The following is a 21,380-nucleotide window of genomic DNA, read 5'->3' on the forward strand; positions in this document are numbered from 1 at the left end:
TTCTTTTTACTCGTTTATCTACACATTATAGGAAGATTTCTCGATCGAACCGCTTTTTTTGTCAGAAAATTAACATAAGATTAAGTTTTTTAAAGTTGAAGCTCGATCGATTGAAAATTTTGTTAGGTTGAAAAAGTGATTAAAATTTGTCTTGAAAATCATATAATTATTCAAAGTTTTTTCTAGCTCAATGGCTAATTTATCCCCAGAAACAATCACAAAAATATTTGAATTACAACTCAGTATTTGGAATATTATTAATGAAACCACAAGCACAGAATATTCTCATTTAACACAATACGGAGAAAATGAAGCAACCATTTCTGATTTAGATATGTTGCAAAATACCAAAGAAAAAACAACGACTTATTATTCTCGCCTTTACACTTTATCATTAAGAATAGCGGAAACTCAACCGATAGCTTCTTTGGCTATGATAGGCTTATTAGAGAAAACTTTAAACGAAGCCGAAGCAATAATTTCTGCTTCTATTGCAACTATTCAAGAAATAAAAAAGGATTGGAACTTATTATGAGTAATATAGAAAAAACACCAAACTTAGAGAAAATCCAAGAAAGAGCAAAAAAAATGCAAAAAAATTGTCATCGTTGGGATGCGTTAATTTCTGTAACTGAGGATTTGATTACTCAATTAGAGGAGGAAATTCGTCAACAGCCTAATTATATATATCGTTTAGAAAAAGCAAAAAATTCTCTTAATTTCACTGAATAAAACAAAAAATTTAATTTTTGTAACTTCTTTTTTTATAGCTATATCTAAGATAGTAATTTAAAATTTTCCCCAATTGAATTTTTCTAAATATCTTGTTTTGTACGATCGACATAATTTCCTTGATAGTCAAATATTTTTAATAAAATTATCTCTAAATACCACTGACCTAAAATATAAATTTCCTGAATAACATTATCTCTATTAACTGGGATTTTGAGGAAACCAATTTTTTAGTGGACGATAGGATTCAACATAAAAACTCATAGGTGAATCCCAAATAAGTTGATCATTACTATCAAAACCAGTCATTAAAATTGTGGTTGTCCATGAACCATTAACAAAAGAAAGATAATAAGTTAGCTTTTCTAAAATATCTATTAATTCATCTATTGAAAAATCACTATTATCTATTTTTTCTAATTCGCAAATATGAGTAATTCCATAGGTTTTATTCCGCCGTAAAAATTGTAATATTTTTATGTTTGAATGCCAGTCTTAGTGATTGTACTGCCCCTCGTAAACCGAATTTAGATGCAGTGTTGGCAACTTCGGGGGATGCGCAGTTGTCAAAACCTGACAATGCACCGATAAATATGGCTCTTGGATTGTCTGCTTGTGCCAGATTACCAGCTAATTTTCTGGTAATTTCGATAGGTGCGATCGTATTTACGCTAATAACAAATCTCGTTTCTTTATCAGAACTATTCATAAAATTATATTGCTCTGTAAATGCGTTTTTTTCCCTATCTCCCCAACTCCCCATCTCCCCAACTCCCCATCTCCCCAACTCCCCAAATCCCCTATTCCTAACTTTGCTAAAATCGTTTACAATACTTAATATAAACGTTGATCTACCAATAAAAAATATGAGTGCAAAAGTCGAAATTTATACTTGGAGTAGTTGCCCTTTCTGTATTCGTGCTAAGGCTTTGTTAAAGCAAAAGCAGGTGGATTTTATTGAATATTGCATTGACGGTGATAACCAAGCTAGACGGGAAATGTCGGCAAAAGCAAACGGACGTACTAGCGTTCCCCAAATTTTTATCGATGATAAACATATCGGAGGGTGTGATGATTTACATGAGATTGAGGCAACGGGAGAGTTAGATGAATTACTGCAAGGAATTGCTTAATCCTTACCCAAGAAATTACCTTCACTAATCCACAAAAAATAAGATGAAATTTGCTTTTATTATAGACTCGATCGAAAAATTAGACCCAACCCATGATAGTAGTGTTGCCATGATGGAAGCCGCACAAATGTTAGGCTATGAAGTTTATATTACCACGATCGAGCAGTTAAGTGTCGTTAAGGGCAAAGCCTATGCCCATTTATATCCTGTCACCCTCAAACCTGTCACATTAGTCGATAATCATTGGGTTGCGGAAGAAAATTGGTATTTATTAGGAGAATCGGCTTTTTTACCCCTAGAATCTTGTTATAGCGTATTTATGCGTAAAGACCCTCCTGTTAATACTCCTTATCTTTATGCTACTTATATTTTAGACCTAATCGATCGTCAAAAAACTAAAGTTATTAATTCTCCTCAAGGTATCCGTAGCGCTAATGAAAAAATGTACGCTTTACAATTCTCTAGCGTCATTCCTGAAACCATCGTCACTCAAAGTAAAAAAGTTATCGCTGATTTCCTCGAAGAAAAAGAAGCAATTATCTTAAAACCTTTAAATGGTAAGGCAGGAGAAGGTATTTTATTCTTACAACAAGGCGATCGCAATTTTAACTCCCTCATCGAAATTAGTACTAAACAAGGGCAAGAGCCGATTATGGTACAAGAATATTTACCATCTGCCAAAGAAGGGGATAAACGTATCATCTTGTTAAACGGTAAACCCATTGGTGCGGTGAATCGTATTCCTACAGGTAAAGAATTTCGAGGGAATATGGCAGTAGGAGGGAGAGTTGCTCAAACTAATATCACGGAAAGAGAATTAACCATTTGTGCAACCCTTGCACCAAAATTAAAGCAAGATGGTTTATTTTTTGTGGGAATAGACGTGATAGGGGGTTATCTCACTGAAGTTAATGTTACCAGCCCGACTGGCATTCGAGAGATCGATCGACTGAATAATGTTAACTTAGGTAAAGAAGTAATACTTGCCACAGAAATTGAAAATGGAGAATGATATTTACCGTCAATCGCTCTTGTTAGTCGCTTTTAAAATCAAAGGTTTAGACATAATACATTAACTAAAAAGACTATGAGGCAACCCCGGATGAATTTATATGCGTCGTTGAGGCTCAAAAAATAAAGCCCGAACAACACCTTTGCGTAGGTTATCATTCTCCAGAGGGGCATTTTCCCAAAGAGTTTCGTAGTAGAAAAAAGCCACCCCTAAACGATGTCGTCTAGCTTGGCGCACTTTGTCTTCAATGAGGGTAATAGGAGTTGGTTTATTTCTCAATCCTGTTAAGATAGCCACTCCCGCAGGAATTTTTTGTCGAGCGGATTGTAATTGTGGACTTTTTAATTCTTTGACAAAAGCATTCAAATCAGGGCGATATACTTGAATAATTAATTCATCGACAATGCCTAAATTTACCCATCGATGCCAATCTTGCAAAAATAAATTATAAGCCGTAGAGTAAGGATTCGGTGCGACAGAAAATATGGCGTTGGGTTTTCTGGCTTTCACCGCTTTATTGAGTCTTACCATGAAATCGGTGATTTTATCAGCACGCCACTTCATCCAAGCCTTATCTTTGGCATTAGCGGGGGGATTTTTTTTCGTTTCTTGTTTATACAATTCTACGGTATAGGGATCGTATCCGAAATCTCTTGGTAGCACAGTATGGTCGTCAAATTGGACACCATCAACGGGGTATTTTGTGACAACTTCTAAGACTAAATCGGTGATAAATTTTTGTACTTGAGGATGAAAGGGATTTAACCACACGACTTGCCCAGCGGCGCTATCTCCAATTTTACTGCCATCACGGCGATTGGTTAACCAGCGAGGATTTTTGGTAGCTAATTCGGAGGAAGGAGTTGTCATGAAGCCAAATTCAAACCAAGGAATTACCAATAAACCTTGTCGATGCCCTTCTCTAACAATATCTCCGATTATATCTTGATTATGTAAGTCCGATCGAACTAAGGGGGGAATACCTGCACTTTCTGCCACTCGACTAGGGAAGGATGCGTAACCAGAGTTCCAAACGACTGGATAAATGGTGTTAAAATTTAGTTGCCCTAATTCTCTTAAACTGTTTTCCAGTTGCGATCGATCAATCAATACATCAGTATCATTTTTAGTTAACCATACCCCTCTAATTTCAGGGAAAACCGCCTGACTCACTACTTGTTGCGGATTTAAAAAAACCACTAAAAATACTGAGACTAAAAATAAGATAATGGTTTTCCTTATTTTAGCTATCTTACTAAGTTTGATGTCAATGTGTTCGATCGAAAAAAGATGATTCATAATCAAGATGTCAAAATTGTTCCTGATACATATTATCACCTAATGAATTTAACCTGAGTTCGAGGTAAGATTGTAATTTAAAATAATACAAAGCTGTCAATTTATAACAATGGCATTTTTAAAATTATCAAAACTATACTTGGCGAGGGTATAACTTGAGTTTGGTGAAGGTAGGCAAAAGGCAAGTAGGCAAAAGGCAACTGTACATTTTGCAACATCAGATTATAACCTTGATGAGTATATAAGTAAGTGAGTAAAATTAATTGTATATTTACATTAAGAAAGGCAAGAAGCAACATGGTATTGAACTCAGGTTATTACAACTACTTTATTTTCTGCTAAGAATATTTACCCCTGAAAAATTCTTAATTTCTGCACTATTTCTACGCAACTTTTTAACTAAATTCTTGCCTAATATCTCTAAAAGTTTTAGATAAATTTCGGGATAATTGTTAATTAAAATCTTTAATTTTTCAAAATGCAATACATAACAAATCACATCATTATCTGCTACAATATTAGCATAACGATTACCTCGATCGAATAAAGCTAACTCTCCAAAACAAGTACCAGAAATATAAGTTGTTAAGCGTCTTTTTTTATCACCATTTAAGAGTTTTAAATAAACCGTAGCAGTGCCAGAAGCCAAGAAAAATATTTGATTAGCTTCTTCTCCTTCAACAGTTATTGATTCTTTTTCTTTATAGATAATTTCCTCAAATAAAGGCTTTATAATCTCAATTTCTGGTGGAGTAAACTCTAGTAATAAATCCATTTCTGATAAGGATAATTTTTTATTTTTATCAATTTGTTTTGATAGATATTTTGATAGTAATAAGTTTTCACATTCTTCTAAAGCACTATCTAAATCAACAGAAAAATTTACATCTAACCATCCTTTAGAAAGCAATGTTTTTATGATATTAGTATCAAAATTAGAAACAATTAAAGTAATATTATTTTTCAATAATTCTTCTTTAGTTTGATCTAGTAAAAATAACGCACTAGAGTTAACATTATTAATAAAATGACCATCAAGAATTAAATATTTGATTTCAGGATCAAGGTTTTCTAAATAACGAAATAATTTCTCCATAGTGGAAAAATAAAGATCGCCTTGTAGCTCAAAAACTGCAATCTGCTTACCTTCTTTTTCTAAAATCTCTTTTTCTGCTTGACGGCGTTGTTTTGTTGAAGAAACAATACTGCCATTATACTGACGATGAATTATAGAGTCTAAAAGAGTATGGGTATCAAAAAGATGAAAATTGAAGCGACTTGATATATCTTCGCAAACCTTTAAACCACGAACACTATTGCCTAATTCATCTAAACGAGGGGAAAAAGTGCCAATGCCAAATTGTCCGGGTAAGACGGCAATAATACCACCCCCTACACCACTTTTAGCGGGTAAACCAACTTTATATATCCATTCTCCTGAAAAATTATACATTCCACAACTAGCCATGACACTAAGAATCGATTTGATAATATCTGGTTCAATTACTTGTTTTTTGGTGATGGGATTGATACCATTATTAGCAAGGGTAGCAGACATTACAGCTAAATCTCTCCCAGAGACTAAAATAGAGCATTGACGAAAATAAAGTTCTAAATGTTCATCGATAGGTTGTTCAATCATCCCTGAGTTTAACTCTAAATAAGCAATGGCACGATTACGATGCCCTGTTTCGCTTTCTGATTGATAGACAGACTCATCTACTGTTAAAGGATGCCCCACAAAGTCTTCAAATAATGTCAAAATACGGCTAAAACGCTCTTCGGCAGAATTACCTTTAATTAAAGCAGTAGTTGCGATCGCACCTGCATTTACCATAGGATTATAAGGGCGATTATTGACTTCATCAAACACAATAGAATTAAAAGCCTCTCCTGTCGGCTCAACTCCTACCTTTTTCATTACTGCTGTAACACCATGATCAGCTAAAGCCAAACCATAAACAAAGGCTTTTGAAATAGACTGAATAGTAAAAAGATGTTGAGAATCACCTACTTCATAAATTTGTCCATCAGCAGTACAAATAGCTATACCAAATAAATCAGGATTAACTTTTGCCAATTCGGGAATATAACTAGCTGGGTTTCCTTCTGTTAAAGGAAGATAATTTTCATAAATATCTTGAATGGAAGTAAGAATAGGAGACAATAACATATAAACTCTACTGATTTTTTTTTGTCGAATGATAGAACGAATATTTATTAATCTCCATTCATTTTATATATATCAAAAGCACTTACTATGAGGCAACCCCTAATTATTCATGGTTTTTTGTTGTCTAACTAACTCAACTCCTGCCGAAGTGCCTAATCGGGTTGCCCCTGCATTTATAAGTTCGATCGCATATTGTAAATCACGAATACCACCAGAGGCTTTAATTTGTACTTGCCCTTTGGCAATGTTATTCAAGAATTGGACATCTTCCACCGTTGCACCGCCAAACCATCCCGTAGAAGTTTTTAAAAAACTTACTCCAGCATCCATACAAATTTCGGCGGCCATTCTTTTTTCTGTGTCTGTTAAACGGGTTGTTTCTAAAATTGCTTTTACCACTTGCCCAGTTTCTTCACAAATGGAGGCGATTTCTTGATAAATTTGTTCTGATTTACCCTCTTTTAACCAACTAAGGTTAATTACCACATCTAATTCCTCTGCCCCATTTTCCACAGCCTCTTGAGCTTCATAGAGCTTGGTATTAGACGTATTTGCTCCAGTGGGAAAACCAATGACGGTAGCCACTTTGGAAGGATGATTATGAAGCAATTGAGTGGCTTTTTTGACGGCTTGAGGATAAACACACACCGCAGGAAAATTATACTGGATTGCCTGATGACAACATTGCTCTAATTCTTTGGTTGTTGCCATCGGATTCAGTAGGGCATGATCTATATAATGGGCTATATCAATATCTGTAGCTGAAATTACCATTGTTTTTTGATCAAACTGTTATGATTTATTTAAACGTCTTCTTCACTAGGGATTGTTTGACTAGGGGAAGATTCATAGATAGAGTCGAGTTTTTGACGAGCATCTTCGACAGATACGGAACGGATAACTAATAATGGTTCATTAAAAGGTTTTCCTTGGGCATCAAATAATTCGGGATGACTCGATCGATATGTTCTATTTTGTGACGATCGTACTGGTCTAGGAGTATCAGTCCATGAACCTCTTTGAGATTCACCACTAATAGTGATCAAACTACGAATAAGATTACTTATAGCAAAAAAAGCGATGACTGTAAACGCCAAAATATAGACTAAGTGTAACATTTAAACCTCCAAAAGTGGTAATAAATTAGGGTCTGAAAAATCTGAGGAATATTAAAAAGGGTGAAGTTCGATCGAGGGGAATATCGAGCCGAATAATTTATTCATGAATGGTACGCCATTGCCTAGAGACTTGCCAACATTCCCCTACTAGCTTATGCCAAGGGATTAATACCTTAGTATCAATTCCTGCATCGGTCACTTTAAACAGCATAGTCGCAGTTTGGACTTCAGCTTGAGCTTGTTTAATGCGATTTAGAAGGTTTCCTTGTTCATCGGAAGACAAAAAAGGCATGGTTTCAGACTCTAATAAAGTAGAAGAACGGGAAAACCAATAGGTAAAATCTTCCAATAAAGGCAACAACACTTTTTTTAAAAGTTCTTTTTCTGTGGACTCTGATGAGTGCATGGTAATAATCTCAGTTTCTTATATTTTACTATTCTATTAATTATCTTAACTAACTTTACAAAAATTTACACTTTTCTCATTATTTTCTGATTTACCATAAAATTTGTCACTGGTAATGTATCAGTGACTATAGAAAAATTAGCTAAGGAATATTTAATGGGTAAATCTGATATTTCACCCTTGCAAGTGAAATTAAGGGATATTTTAGACAAGATTGAGAGTAAAGAAAAAGGCTATAGAAGTAATGATAGTGGTCAACTAATTTCAGAGATAAAAGACTTGGTTAAAACCTTATCAGAATAATCAAAAATATTTAGTACTTATATATACGCCATTAAGGGGTATATATAAGTTGACGTGATGTAAAAAGGTGTTTTCAGAGTCTATATTTATCTTAAATTGTTGAAAAATAATTGAAGATATTTTATCAAATATAAAAGAAGTTAACCGAAATAATTATAGTGTAAGGGATGTAGAGAACGGAGAGGGTGGGATTTGAACCCAAATTATTTAGTTTTTTGTTATACTTTTAGCCATTGATTGTGACAGTGAGTATTCTTTAAAAGTCAATATTAAATAGCTTTTCAATTAAAATGAGCAAGAAATGAGCAAAAAACAAAATACAGATTATAAAGGTTATCAGGAAATTATTGATTATTTCAAGTTAATCAAAAATCAAATGCCAAAAGGAATATCTGTGTTAGTTGAGGGTAAAAGATTATATTTCCAATTCAAAACTAAAAATAAATCAAGAAGTAAATATACTACTGGGGAAAACTATACAATCTTAGGATTAAACCGTTGCTTAGAAAAAGCAATCTTAATCGATCGACAATTAAAGAATTATGAGTCAGAAATTGAGTTTTGGTCTTGGTATGATGAAACTATCAAGGGAATAAATAAGAACGCTACAAATGACCTTATAACCGTTGCTCATGCCATAAATAAAGTTGAATCATGGTTTTTCAGTCAAAACGATCGACGTGGTTTAGAAAGAACTAAAGAGACTGATTACAAAAGTTATTACCGAACCTATGATATTTATTTTCAAAAATTACCCATTAAGGAAAGAGTGACCTATGATACTCTCTATAATACTTTGATTCAATATGAATCTGATAGAGAACAAAGAAAATATCAAGATTGTTTAATTGCCTATTTAAAATTATGTGAAGTTAATCAATTAACTACAATTTATAACAAGTTAAATAGACTGAAGTTAAATACAAATAAAAAGAAAAAAGTATCAATAAAACATGAATCTCAATCTATTAGTATTGAAGAATTTTTAAAATTAAGAGAATTAGTATTATCTATAAATAATCATCAAACAGAAAAAAATCGTATATTTTGGATGTGGATATATTCAGTTCAATTAATTTATGGTTTAAGAATTGCTGAGGTAACAGCTATCAAAAACTTAACCATAGACTATATTCCAGCAAATGATCCTCAAGAAAATAGTCAAGATAAAACTATATTTCAAGCATTAAATAATTCTAATAATAAAGAGAATATAATTTATATTGGTAACTTTACTTTATGGGGTAATAAAAAAGTTAAAACAGGAGGTAGAATTGCCATGCCATTAATACCTCCAACATATCCTGATATTATCGAAAAATTAAACATTAAAGATATACCAGAATTTATCATCAATAATTATGAAACTTACTCCAAAAGAAGTAAAGCAAATCTTGAAAATTGGTCAACTAAATTTTTAGGTTATAAAGTATCACAAACACATATTTTAAGAAAATTAGGCAATGCTAACGGTATCCAAGCGGGTATCAGTGACACAATCCGTTGTAAATCTTTAGGACATTCTGAAACAGTCAATGCTAAGTATTATCAGAATTTCTCAGGTCAAACAACTATTGATCTATACACTAATGCAAAACGTCAACCAATACCTTTTGAAACAGCATTAAGACTTTTGGATGATTTACCTGAGAATCTGACTAAAGAAGAAATAGTTAAGTTAATTTATCAAATTTATCAATTTAATAATTAAGACTCAAAAATATTTTCTATCCCTCTTAACTTATTAAGTAAAATAACACACTGATTAATCGACAAGTCATTAAATGAGTTAACAGAATTATCATCTAAACCTTTACGAATATAGATCAATATTTTTTCTTTATCAGTGATATTTTTTGACTTAAATTCTTTGTATAAACCTTTTCGCCAAATGGTTAATTCATCATCTCCATTTTTAGTTTTATTATCTTCATTTGGAGAGTCATTTAAGTTATCTTGATTTTTTTCTGAGTCATCTTGATTTAACTCAATGTTTGCAGAATTATCTAAATTTTCTAAAGGTGATGTTTGTATCTGATCCATCCGATCCATCCGATCCATTGTTGATATATAAGGATTTGAGGTAGGATCGGATAATTTATCAGTCTGATCTTTTATCTGATCCGATCCTTTTTTTAGCGGATCAGATAAGAAACACTTGTCTATCTGATCCTTTATCCGATCCCTACTATAACCATTAGTATATATACGTTCTATAAAAGGATCGGATGGATCAGATAAATTTAAAGACTTGTTCATTAAAATATCACCTGATTCACAAAACCAGACTCTTTGAGTTTTTCCATTTTGTTTTTTAGGTTTATTTATCCATCCTTTTTTACGCAAAATATGACCTAATTTTCTCTCATGGGAACTATTAATATCTTTCAACTCAAAACCTAAAACTGTGGTTAAAATATCCTTTCCACTAACTCCAATTTCTTCAAAACCTTGTAAGTAATTATCAAGTTCTTGACAATCCCATGTACTCTGATATAAATACTCTTTGTTGAGTGCTTCACTTTCTTTCTGATACTTTTCATCTAAGTACCAAAATTCACCCTCAAGAAATGCTTTTTTAGCTTGATACCAAATATCATCACGATACTTAATTACTTTATCCGTATCAATTTGGGTGTTAACAGGAATAACCCAAAATCTTCTATTACCAGTAGTATCCACTAAAAATTCACTTTCATTAACCGAACCTACCATCACACATTGACGTTTAACCATACGGCTTGATCTTGCATAAGGTTCTCTGAATGTGTCCACTGACTTACTTAAAAAGGCTTTTAATTCACCACTTGCTTTTTTATTAGTGATTGTTTCAAATTCTGCTAACTCACAACACCAGTTTTGATGAGCGATTAAAAGGTTATCTCTATCAGTACCAGTAACAGAATCAGTAAAAAATTCATCACCATATAGAACCTTGAAAAAAGTACTTTTTCTGATACCTTGACTACCTTGTAAAATTAATGCTGTATCAAACTTACAACCAGCTTTATATACTCTTGCTACACTACCAATAAGATGACGATAAATCATTTCATCATAAATCTTATCCGTTGTGCCAAAAAATAAAGATGATAGGTTTTTAATGTCTATTTCCTGATTGTCTGTTTCTAAGTTATCAAGGTAATCCTTAACTGGGTGATAACTATTCTTTTTGGCAATCATTACAGCTAAATCATAGGCAATTTGCTTACTTACTTTAACTCCATAATCTTCATGGATTTTTAAATATAAGTCGTCTAAATATGCTTCTTCATTATCTAACTCAACTATCCTTTTAAGTTCATTAAATCTCAATCTTGATGAATAGTCATTCAGTAAAATTTCTCTTGTTTCTGCAATGTTATCTAACTTTTCTACTTTTGTCTTTTTCTCAACTGTATCAGTAGTTTTATCAGATAGTGTGTTATTAGTTTTAGATTCTTTTTTGCTCTGATAAAGTGATTTAATTTCTTGATTATTATTCCGATACCATGCTTTTATACAGTTATCAATTTTCTCTGAATCTAATGATGATTTAGGGCTATTCTTTTTGGCACTATTAAAAATTCTCTCACAGTCATTAATGGTTAATGGTGGTGAACATTTCTGACAAAAATCAGCTAATAAATCATAGGGTAATTGATTATATCTTTGTCCGATACTATTCAAATAAGAAGCTGTACCGATCAAGTCACGGGCGATCAATGCACCGCTATCATCTCTCATACCTTCCCCAACACCTTTTAATAATTCCCTTGTCTTTAGAGCTAAACAAATTTCTAAAGGTATTTCTTCATTAATTGGTAAGGTTAACTCACTTAAGAATTTTTCATAGCTATTCATGGTATTTGAAGAAGTAGATTTAGGTTTTTGATTAGAGATATTTGAGTATTCAATAATGGATAATAAATCATCACATTGACTATCATTAAGTTGATACACACTATCTGTAAAAATTCATTGATAGCAGTCTGTTTCAGGATGTTTTGAAGGGGGTAAAACTGATTGAGAACCGTTGTATCGTAGTTCTAATTGTTCACCCTTAATTTGTTCAATTTCACCATAGCTATAAATTTTTTTGTTTTTGAAATTCTCAAAATCTTTTAAGCGGTGATCAGGTATCTTAAATAGTTTTTGCTGTCTGTGAGATTTACCACTTGACCATGATAATGTCTCAATATCAATTAACCAATTGGCGGCGGCGGTTGCTATCTTAAAACTATTCTCTCCATCAAAGTCGATCGCCAATAACCCGTTACCCGTGACTAAACCATAACCCGTTGCAATTCCTTTTTTAATTCGATCGAAACAATAATCTAAAGTTTTGTGTTTAGTTGTCCATTGTTTTTCGTAAGCGTGTTTAGCATTATATTTTTCACTTTTTGTATATCCTACTGGTGTAAATGAAACTATATCTAAACCAAGACGTGAAAAAATTAACCGAAATTCAGCAAAATTTGGTACCATGATATTAAGTTGTTTATTAATTTTGGATAACTTAAGAGCGGTTCAAACTCTTATATTTAATTATATATTAAAACGAGAAAAGGGACTCGTCACAATCCCTTAACTTTTTTAGATATTGTATTTGCCCTTCATTGTAAGGGCTTTATTTTTGCCCAAAATTAGATTTATCATAAGAGTAAGAGAAAAACAATGAAGTATTAGAACTATTATATCAGCATAAAATACAAACTAACCAGTTTAAAGAAACTAACATTTTAAGCGATTAATTTTGTGCATTTTGACCAGTAATTTTGCTCATTTACTTAGCAAGTTGTCAATTAGTCCTCTGCTCAGGATATAGCGTTTCAGTTATCTACTTACTTAATTAAAAGTACCTTTTTTCCTAGTATTTATAAGGTTTTTAGTCAAACGCTATAGCATTTTGCAATCCTAAAATAGGATATAAACTTTATAACAACTTGTTAACTAATTTACTGGTAAATTTTACTAATTATTCAATGTGAATAGTCAAAAAATGATTTATATTATTTCCTTACTATTAATATCAATCGTTTTTAATGCAAGAGTATAGTTTTCAGTATTAAGAGCATTTCTTATTTCATTTACACATTTATCAACTTCTCTAAGGTTATCGTTTAAACTAGCAATTCTTTCTAGCATACGTTTATTGAGGATGTCTTTTTCATTTTCTGCTAATTCATCTAATACTGGTTTTATTTTTAATGTCCTTTTTTGTTGTTTTAAAGTATTAGCAGTTTCATATAACACGTTACTCATAATTTCAATTGAATTTAACCATTGTGTCGTATCATTATACATTTTCTTTTGTCTATTTAGTGTGGTTTTTAAATCTCTTATTTCATATTTATCTTTTTCGGATACTTTTAATTTTTCAATTTCTTTATCCTTATTGATAATTGTTTTGAGAGAATTTAGCTTTTGTTCTTTTAACTCAGTTAACAAAGAAATTTGTTTATTTTCTAACTCTTTAATTTGATTTTGGTATTTTTTACTTACTTCTTCTCTAATTTCTTTAATTTCCTTTTCAGTTAATGCTTTACCTTTTTCTTCAGTTTTAATCTCAACTTTTTCTAAAATTTTCTCTTGAGTTTCTTGATCAGAATCTGTAAAAGAAGTTGCTATCTCATACATTGCTCTTAAACTGGTTTCTAAATGCGACACTTGTGTCGTTTTTGCTCCTAACTGATTAGAAACTTTCATATATCTTTGCGCGGTTCGGATCGTCCATTTAAACTCTAATTCACACCATGATTGAAATTTACCATGAGGTAAAGTGTTTTTAACCTCAATTAATTTGTTACCAATCTCAATAATATTTTCCCAAATTGCTTTTTCCCGTGCTTTAATTTCGATCGCACTTTCTTTTACAAGTTTAGCTACTTCTATAGATAAAGACGAATAATCAAATACTGATAATTGATTTTCTACATTGATATTAGTTAATTCACTCATAGTTAAAATTTAATAAAATTTATATTTTTATTATACGCTACAATTATAAAAATTGTATATAAGAAATAAACACATGGATAAGCTAAAAACTATTAATTTTAGATTAACTCAAGATGAATATAATCTTTTAAAAAACTATTGTGATATTCATAATAGAAGTATGTCAGATGTTTTAAGAGAAAAAATTAGAAAGTTAAAAACTAATAAATAAAATATTCTCTAAATTACCCTTATTTTGCTCATTTAACCATATATACATACTCACTGATTAATCATAAGCATAATAGCAGTTACATAGCAAATAAGCGTATATATTTTCAATCCATTATTTAGTAATGATCAGAGAATAAAAACTTACAGAGTAAACATATTACTATTTTTACTAAAAATACATATACACATTATCTGATAGAATGCTATATTTATTATATACACATTATCTGATTGCATTCATGCAATATATTATTATGGGATATTTAAGGAAAAATATTAATGACAACTCTATTAAGGCGCTTAATCCTCAAAATAGATTACAAGGTGATGTACCTAAAAAACGGATTAATATCACCATTGATCAGGAACTTTACTTAATACTAAAATCTACTGGTAATATCTCAGGAACTATTGAAGATTTAGTCAAAAAGTCTTTGTTAAATTTAGACTCTAATTTTGAAAGTCAGAGTTTAGAAATAATCGATAAATTAAAAGTAATTATGGATAAAATTGATTTAAAACAAACGGGATATAAAAGCAACGGTTCAGGACAATTAATCAAAGATTTAAAAGATATTTTATCGATGTAATATAGCTATTAACAATAGTGATAAAAACTCTCAATTTGAGACAAATAAACCCGAAAATGACAGCAGTAGTTACTTGATTTTAGAAAAACTTTAGAGAGACTCATAAATGGGTGATATGGGGTGACGTTTATTTTCAAACCTTAAAGGATTGAATCTATATAACCCTTTGTTACCCATGATTAACTTGTCATTGTGCATTATCAAACCTTTAAGGTTTGATCTTATGGAAACAAGTTATTAAAGGTTATCAACTTAGTTCCGAACTGTTTTAAGTATTCAAGTATTATTGTTATTTTGGATGCGGTTAGGATGCACTAAGGTCGCGCGGAGATTAATAGATGTCCGCGCAACGAACTCGAATCCAAGAGGCATTTTACCAAGAGAAAAATCACACTACAAAGATTTAGTCTTATTAACCATCATTAACTCTCTACCAATCCTTTAAGGTTCGGTAAAAGTTAAACAGAGTTAGAACGGGTTTTAAACAGATTGTTTCTTTACTGTCATCTAAAATAAACAAGAAATTTAAGCATAAATGAGCAAATTATGAGCAAGTATAAGTATTTAATACAAAAGAAAAAGATTGAAAGGTAGAGAATATAAGGGATGTAGAGAACGGAGAGGGTGGGATTTGAACCCACGGATTATTTCTAATCACTCGATTTCAAGTCGAGCGCGATCGACCACTCTGCCACCTCTCCAGTAACAAGCATTAACTATTATAACAAAAAATTTCTTATAAATCTATATCTATCCAAGAATAATATTGAGGATAAACAGGTAAACGAGGTTGTAATTCCCAACCGTTTTGAGAAAGAATAGCTTTTAAATTGTCGAGGTTGCTATGATGATAGTCGGGATTCACTTCATCTTTGGGTACGATTCCTCCTAAATCTCTAATGCCCAATTCTAGGGATTTTAACAAGGTTTTTTCGTTGTCGATCAAGTTAGGTGGTATTTGTAAGGTAATGGTTTCGGGTAGTATATCACGGGCGATCGAAATCACCTCAAATATTTCTGACAAAGAGATAAATTTCCCTAAAAATTTGTCTTGTGAACCTTTTACATAGGGTTGTAATATCACCTCTTGAACATGACCCCATTTTGCTTGTATTTGGGCGATCGAGCTTAAAGTTTCGATTCGATCGTCTAAAGTCTCACCAATGCCCAAAAGAATGCCCGTAGTGAAAGGAATTTTGAGTCGTCCTGCCCATTCCAATTGTTGTAATCGTAATTCGGGAATTTTTGTGGGCGCATGACGATGAACTGTATTTAAAAGTTTAGGGGTTAATTGTTCTAACATCAACCCCATAGATACATTAACTTTTTTGAGTAAAGACATTTCTTCAAAACTCAACACTCCAGCGTTAGTGTGAGGGAAAAAACCTCTTGCTAATGCTAATTTGCCGATGTCATAAATAAGTTGTATCCATGGTTTTCGGCGAGGTGATTGAGGGTGAATTTCTCCACTTAAAATCAAAATTTCGGTGACATTTTTCCCCTCCAGATTTCCTAAAATTTTTTTAGCCTCATCTAATTGTAACCAAGGGCTAGTATGAGGATTAGCCCGAAAATTACAATAAGTGCAATGATTAAAACACTCATAGGTAGGTACGATCGTAAAAGCTGGGCTATAGGTGATAATATTAGACATTCTCATTAATTAGAGGGAAAAGACTCCATAAATAATTGTCTTGTCATGGGTTGTTCAACCATTAAACCTTCTTCCCCTAAAATATCTAAAGGTTTACCTTCGATATTTATCCACACATTACCATTAGGATTCAAACTACTAGCAGTATAAATTACTTGTCCTAAACGTCCAATCATGGAAGCACTTCCTCCTCCTGTGGTAAACTCTTGGGATAAGTCAATGTGAATGCCGTCTTCTTTTACTGCTAAACTCATTAACTTGGTATTTTGAGGAATAGCTGTTTTAAGGGAGTCTTTTTCTGATACTGTCAATAATTTGTTGAATCCGTTGGTTAAAGATTCTTGCTCATTTTGTCCTTTGGGAATTTCAACTATAGTCGGGACAAGCTCTAACTCGTCATTTAAGCCATAGAGTTCGATCGAGCTTTCGGGGGTAACAGGATCGGGTATAATTTCTATAGGTTGTTTTGGTAAATTATTACCTTGATTTTGAGCCGTAAAGTTACCATAAGCATACCACCCTGCGATCGTGCCTAATGCTAATATAGTTGTGGCAATTCCTGCTATAGTTTTAGTGGAAAAAAGTGGGTTTCGATCGTGATTATCAGTCATAATTTTTATAATTAAAGAATAAATTTAGGTAATTTAAAATAAATAGTTAGTAATTAATAGATAAATATATTATTCATTTTTAGACGGCTGAAGATGAACAAAACCTGCAATTTCCAGATTATCCTCATCAATATTAAATTGCAGAAGTCTGACAGTAATGCCAGATTTTTCTAAATTTCGCAAACTCAATTGATTATTAATGTTATCAACAAACCCTTGTAATAGGGTAGATGATAATTTTCGATTATTTAATGTTCCTTCTACCTCACTGATTGTGATACTATGACCTTTAATCACCTCTAAGTTAAATTCTAAACTAACATTTAAGATTTCGTCCCCCCGTATCGGTAATTTTACCTTACTATCAATACCGACTCTATTATTATCTTGTAAATTGAAACTCAAGTCTAATAACTGGAATCCTGATGCAGAATCTCCCGTAAATTTTGTGATCATTTCCTGTAGCTGTGACGATTTCATTAACTTGTTTATATCTTCTTCCGTGAGAATGCTACGCCATGCCATATTCAAAGGAGTTTTTAAGACATTTTGCCAGTTATCAGCTTTTAATCCTCTTAACTGATCCAAATTTACCCCAACTCGATCGATTTCTAGCTCTAATAACTCTACTTGAATATGAGGACGAGGTTGCCATTGCTTAAGACTAACTTGGATAGAATCCACCTCTCCCTTGATTAATTGATGAGTAGGAAGACTATTCACTCTAACCCTCACTTCCCCTACTTCCTCTGATTTATTGACAATGACATTGGTTAAAGAATTGTTAAGGATAAATCCTCCTCCCGTAAATAAAGACATTATAATGGTATTAAAGATAACAAAAAATTCCATATTTTATTGGTAACTCCATCTAAAAATTTATTGAGAAAATAATCAATATATAGCCAGTTTAAATGAATTATTTAATTCTTGGGAATAGTTAAATACTTAAGTAAGTATTTCGTTTTAAAAAGATAGTCAGTATTGTCTAATTATCAAATCCTTGTAAAGCAAAATATTACTTGTATGTCCCTAATATGAAATGGCTATATAGTAATCTCATATTAGAGGTAAGAATTTATGCTGATAATTAGTATTCAACTATCATCATTAACTAATTTTTACCAAATTAAAATGAATTAAAATTATTCTATATTTTATAACTAATTTGTAAATAAAAATATATTAGAATTTATTTCTCTTGATTAAGGTAAACTTGTTCTATTAGTAAATTTTATTTCGGGCTTCAAAAATATTAATAATTTTTAGTTGTTCATGAATAGTCCACCATTTTTAGAGTTTAAAAATTATAAATTTAACCAAAAAATAACTAACAGCTAATGGCTGAGTATAGTTAATTAAAATTTAGAATTATATGCTTGTTAAAACCCTGTCAAAAATGAATAAAAATAAAATAGTAAAAATATTAAGTGATGAGAAAAAATCTTTTCTTATATATGCTGTTGATGATCAAAAAATCAACTTAAATTTGCTGTCAATATTTTTAAGTCGTCAAGGTTTTAATATTCTCACAGAAATTGATATTTTAAAAGCTATACCCGCTATAGAAAAAGCTCATCCAGATCTCATTTTATTAGATATTTTAATGCCTAATTTGAGTGGCTTTGATGCTTGTTCTTTATTAAAATCCTCACCTATAACTAAAGATATTCCCATCATTTTTTTAAGTGCTTTAGATGATATTAATGATAAAGTAAAAGGTTTAGAATTAGGTGCGATGGATTATGTCACTAAGCCTTTTCAATTTGCTGAATTATTATCTCGAATTAATGTTTGTTTAAAAATTAAAAGCCTCTATGATAATTTAGAAAAACAAAATAAAACTCTTATCGCAGAAATAAAAGCTAAAAAAAATGCCCAATTAGCCCTTAAAAAAAGCGAAGAAAAAGTTAAAACTATTATTAATAATGATCTCAATGGTATGATTGTCATAGATCATGATGGTATAATTTTATTTGTTAATAAAGAAGCTGAAAAAATATTCGATCGAACCAGTAATAAAATGTTAGGAGAAATTTTAGGATTACCCTTAGAATTTGACAAAATTAGTGAACTAGAAATACCTCGATCGCAAACTAATAATAAAAAAAATAATCAGGAATTATTAATAGTAGAAATGAGAACTGTTCCAATTATTTGGAATGATAAAAATGCTTATTTAATATCATTTATTGATATTACTGAAAGGAAGAAAATGGAGGAGAAATTAAAGATATTATTTCAAGCATCCGAACAAAGTCCAGCTTCGATCGTCATTACAAATATTGAAGGCAATATAGAATATGTTAACCCAAAATTTGAAGAACTTTCAGGATATAAAGAAGAAGAAGTTTTAGGCAAAAATCCTCGCATTCTCAAGTCTGGACATTTTAAAGAATGTGATTATAAAAAATTATGGCAAACTATCAGTCAAGGAAAAGAATGGCAAGGAGAATTTCATAATATCAAAAAAACAGGAGAATTATACTGGGAAAAAGCCCTAATTTCTCCCATATTTAACTCTGCTGGTGCTATTACTCATTTTATGGCAGTAAAAGAAGATATAACCGAAAAAAAACACCAAGAAATTCTCTTACAATATCAAGCAAAATATGATCATTTAACCAAAATTCCTAACCGAAATTATGCTTTAGAAAAAGTCAATTATTTTCTTAACCAAGCTAGAGATACTAATACAAATTTAGGATTAATGTTTATTGATTTAGATCATTTTAAAGAAGTTAACGACAATTTAGGCCATGATTTTGGAGATGAATTGTTAATCCAAGCCACAGAAAGAATGAAAAATGCTTTGCGCAGTACTGATTTACTAGCAAGGTTGGGAGGAGACGAGTTTTTTATGGCAATCCCCTACGTTACCAAAGTGACAGACTTAGAAAAAATAGCCACAAAAATTATTGAATTATTACATCAAACATTTGATATTTTTGAACATCAAATATCAATTTCTGCTAGTGTTGGCATCACAATTTTTCCTCAAGATGGAGACAATTTAAAACAGTTGATTCGTAATGCAGATTTAGCGATGTATGATTCTAAAAAAAATGGGCGTAATCAGTTTCAATTTTATCATGTAGAAATGACTAAAAAAGAGATTAATAAGTCTCATTTAGAGGAAAATTTTCTTGAAGCTATAAAAAAACAGGAATTTAAAATAGTTTATCAACCAATCATTGAATTTAACTCTGAATTAGTTGTGGGTGCTGAAGCATTTATTCGCTGGGAAAATAAAGAAATAGGATTAATTTATCCTGAAAAGTTTATTCCCATTCTTGAAAAAAATGGACTAATTTTTACTTTAGAAAATTGGATGTTAAAATCTATATCTAAGGATATTAAACAATGGCAAACTATTAAAAATATTCCTATTAGTATTAAGTTATCAGAATATCAATTTCAAGATAATAATATGATTGAAGAATTAATCAATGTTATTATCAAGAATCAGGAAGAAAATAATATCATAGAAATTCAAATTAATGAAGAAATCTTACTTGAAAAAAAATATTTAGTTAAAGATATTGTAGAAAAATTATCTCAATTAAATATTAATTTATCTTTAGATAATTTTGGGATAGGCTGTCTTCACTTACAAAATTTTCAAAAATTTAAGTTCAAATATTTAAAAATAGATCAGTCTTTAATTAATAATTTAGTCAATAATCAAGAGACAAAATTATTGGTTAAATCTATTATTAATTTAGCACAAATATTTAATGTAAAAACGATCGCCAATGGAGTAGAAACCATTAAACAAGTAGATATATTAAGAGAATTAAACTGTGATTATGGGCAAGGATACTTTTTTTCTAAACCATTATCTCCTACTAATCTTACTCAATATTTATTAAAACAGCAAAAATATATTGATGATTCTCTTAAAAATATTTATCTGTCTTAAATATTAAATAAAGTTAACAGTAAATAGGGGTTGCTGAAAAAGTGTTTAGGCTAGGATAGGTGTTAGGTTTTAGGTTAAATACTTATATAGCAGTCAGTTATGAGTTGTGAAAATTATCTTATCATCAAAGGCAAGAGGCAAAAGGCAAAAGGCAAGATTAGTCGTATCTTCGATATTTTTTCTAATAATTTATTTCTCACAAATGATTCCTGATTGCTATAAATCAAGGTTTTAAGCCTAATTCCTAGCTCTTTGTAAGGCACTAAATTTCATT

The 21,380-nt window shown here is 31.1% G+C and carries 21 protein-coding genes and 1 tRNA gene; 9 read left to right on the plus strand and 13 right to left on the minus strand.

The genetic code is table 11. The features are described 5' to 3' along the window. Nucleotides 1-190: 190 nt before the first annotated feature. Both SYN6308_RS05025 and SYN6308_RS05030 read left to right on the plus strand, forming a co-directional pair. Complete coding sequence (locus SYN6308_RS05025) at nt 191-535, plus strand: hypothetical protein (protein ID WP_017293345.1); 345 nt, start codon at nt 191-193, stop codon at nt 533-535. Next, nucleotides 532-732 (plus strand): hypothetical protein, encoded by a 201-nt coding sequence (locus SYN6308_RS05030; protein ID WP_017293346.1) that lies wholly within the window; start codon nt 532-534, stop codon nt 730-732. Before SYN6308_RS05025 ends, SYN6308_RS05030 begins: the two co-directional genes overlap by 4 nt. 448 nt (nt 733-1,180) lie before the next feature. On the opposite strand, the gene SYN6308_RS21780 is transcribed toward SYN6308_RS05030, so the two are convergent. After that, nucleotides 1,181-1,441, minus strand: a complete 261-nt coding sequence (locus tag SYN6308_RS21780) for an SDR family NAD(P)-dependent oxidoreductase (RefSeq protein ID WP_237741259.1) — start codon at nt 1,439-1,441, stop codon at nt 1,181-1,183. 157 nt (nt 1,442-1,598) lie between these two features. Between SYN6308_RS21780 and grxC the strand changes: the two genes are divergently transcribed. Together grxC and gshB are read left to right on the plus strand one after the other, a co-directional pair. Further along, nucleotides 1,599-1,865, plus strand: coding sequence for a glutaredoxin 3 (grxC, locus tag SYN6308_RS05040; RefSeq protein ID WP_017293349.1), 267 nt, complete (start codon nt 1,599-1,601; stop codon nt 1,863-1,865). Between the two features lie 43 nt (nt 1,866-1,908). Then, entirely contained in the window at nt 1,909-2,877 is a 969-nt protein-coding gene (gene gshB, locus SYN6308_RS05045; RefSeq protein ID WP_017293350.1) for a glutathione synthase, read from the plus strand. A 96-nt stretch (nt 2,878-2,973) separates the two neighbouring features. Here the strand turns inward: gshB and SYN6308_RS05050 are convergent, their stop codons facing one another. From SYN6308_RS05050 to SYN6308_RS05070, 5 genes are all read right to left on the minus strand, one after another. Beyond that, complete coding sequence (locus tag SYN6308_RS05050) at nt 2,974-4,176, minus strand: glycoside hydrolase family 10 protein (protein WP_017293351.1); 1,203 nt, start codon at nt 4,174-4,176, stop codon at nt 2,974-2,976. A gap of 328 nt (nt 4,177-4,504) precedes the next feature. Then, nucleotides 4,505-6,349, minus strand: coding sequence for a glutaminase A (gene glsA, locus SYN6308_RS05055; RefSeq protein ID WP_017293352.1), 1,845 nt, complete (start codon nt 6,347-6,349; stop codon nt 4,505-4,507). Between the two features lie 99 nt (nt 6,350-6,448). Further along, on the minus strand, nt 6,449-7,123 hold the full coding sequence (gene deoC, locus SYN6308_RS05060) for a deoxyribose-phosphate aldolase (protein ID WP_017293353.1): 675 nt from the start codon (nt 7,121-7,123) through the stop codon (nt 6,449-6,451). A 29-nt stretch (nt 7,124-7,152) separates the two neighbouring features. After that, complete coding sequence (locus SYN6308_RS05065) at nt 7,153-7,467, minus strand: DUF2973 domain-containing protein (protein ID WP_017293354.1); 315 nt, start codon at nt 7,465-7,467, stop codon at nt 7,153-7,155. Nucleotides 7,468-7,564: 97 nt separating this feature from the next. Further along, a complete protein-coding gene (locus SYN6308_RS05070) occupies nt 7,565-7,873 on the minus strand; it encodes a DUF2605 domain-containing protein (protein WP_017293355.1) in 309 nt (102 codons plus the stop codon). A 123-nt stretch (nt 7,874-7,996) separates the two neighbouring features. On the opposite strand from SYN6308_RS05070, the gene SYN6308_RS21785 reads away from it, so the two are divergent. Continuing rightward, nucleotides 7,997-8,176 (plus strand): hypothetical protein, encoded by a 180-nt coding sequence (locus SYN6308_RS21785; protein ID WP_017293356.1) that lies wholly within the window; start codon nt 7,997-7,999, stop codon nt 8,174-8,176. A gap of 301 nt (nt 8,177-8,477) precedes the next feature. Next, nucleotides 8,478-9,887, plus strand: coding sequence for a hypothetical protein (locus SYN6308_RS05080; RefSeq protein WP_017293357.1), 1,410 nt, complete (start codon nt 8,478-8,480; stop codon nt 9,885-9,887). Here the strand turns inward: SYN6308_RS05080 and SYN6308_RS05085 are convergent. The 3 genes from SYN6308_RS05085 to SYN6308_RS05095 form a co-directional block, all read right to left on the minus strand. Continuing rightward, nucleotides 9,884-12,118 (minus strand): virulence-associated E family protein, encoded by a 2,235-nt coding sequence (locus SYN6308_RS05085; protein WP_017293358.1) that lies wholly within the window; start codon nt 12,116-12,118, stop codon nt 9,884-9,886. The genes SYN6308_RS05080 and SYN6308_RS05085 overlap by 4 nt on opposite strands. Nucleotides 12,119-12,133: 15 nt before the next feature. After that, a complete protein-coding gene (locus tag SYN6308_RS05090; protein ID WP_017293359.1) occupies nt 12,134-12,643 on the minus strand; it encodes a bifunctional DNA primase/polymerase in 510 nt (169 codons plus the stop codon). A gap of 519 nt (nt 12,644-13,162) precedes the next feature. Then, a complete protein-coding gene (locus SYN6308_RS05095; protein WP_017293360.1) occupies nt 13,163-14,116 on the minus strand; it encodes a DUF3102 domain-containing protein in 954 nt (317 codons plus the stop codon). A gap of 73 nt (nt 14,117-14,189) precedes the next feature. On the opposite strand from SYN6308_RS05095, the gene SYN6308_RS25435 reads away from it, so the two are divergent. Together SYN6308_RS25435 and SYN6308_RS21790 are read left to right on the plus strand one after the other, a co-directional pair. Beyond that, nucleotides 14,190-14,327 carry a DUF6290 family protein gene (locus SYN6308_RS25435; RefSeq protein WP_017293361.1) on the plus strand — a complete coding sequence of 46 codons (138 nt, stop codon included), beginning with the start codon at nt 14,190-14,192 and terminating at the stop codon, nt 14,325-14,327. Between the two features lie 241 nt (nt 14,328-14,568). Further along, nucleotides 14,569-14,919: a hypothetical protein gene (locus tag SYN6308_RS21790; RefSeq protein WP_017293362.1), complete on the plus strand. Its 351-nt coding sequence runs from the start codon at nt 14,569-14,571 to the stop codon at nt 14,917-14,919. A gap of 616 nt (nt 14,920-15,535) precedes the next feature. Here the strand turns inward: SYN6308_RS21790 and SYN6308_RS05110 are convergent. The 4 genes from SYN6308_RS05110 to SYN6308_RS05125 form a co-directional block, all read right to left on the minus strand. Continuing rightward, nucleotides 15,536-15,620, minus strand: a tRNA-Ser gene (locus tag SYN6308_RS05110). A gap of 35 nt (nt 15,621-15,655) precedes the next feature. Then, nucleotides 15,656-16,573, minus strand: a complete 918-nt coding sequence (gene cofG, locus SYN6308_RS05115) for a 7,8-didemethyl-8-hydroxy-5-deazariboflavin synthase subunit CofG (RefSeq protein ID WP_017293363.1) — start codon at nt 16,571-16,573, stop codon at nt 15,656-15,658. A gap of 5 nt (nt 16,574-16,578) precedes the next feature. Then, a complete protein-coding gene (locus SYN6308_RS05120; protein WP_017293364.1) occupies nt 16,579-17,184 on the minus strand; it encodes a GerMN domain-containing protein in 606 nt (201 codons plus the stop codon). Between the two features lie 69 nt (nt 17,185-17,253). Beyond that, nucleotides 17,254-18,036, minus strand: coding sequence for an LmeA family phospholipid-binding protein (locus SYN6308_RS05125; RefSeq protein ID WP_017293365.1), 783 nt, complete (start codon nt 18,034-18,036; stop codon nt 17,254-17,256). Nucleotides 18,037-18,583: 547 nt separating this feature from the next. Here SYN6308_RS05125 and SYN6308_RS05130 point away from each other — a divergent pair. Then, entirely contained in the window at nt 18,584-21,106 is a 2,523-nt protein-coding gene (locus tag SYN6308_RS05130) for an EAL domain-containing protein (protein ID WP_017293366.1), read from the plus strand. The last annotated feature ends 274 nt before the right edge of the window (nt 21,107-21,380 follow it).

This window comes from Geminocystis herdmanii PCC 6308 (assembly GCF_000332235.1).
Taxonomy (GTDB): Bacteria; Cyanobacteriota; Cyanobacteriia; order Cyanobacteriales; family Cyanobacteriaceae; genus Geminocystis; species Geminocystis herdmanii.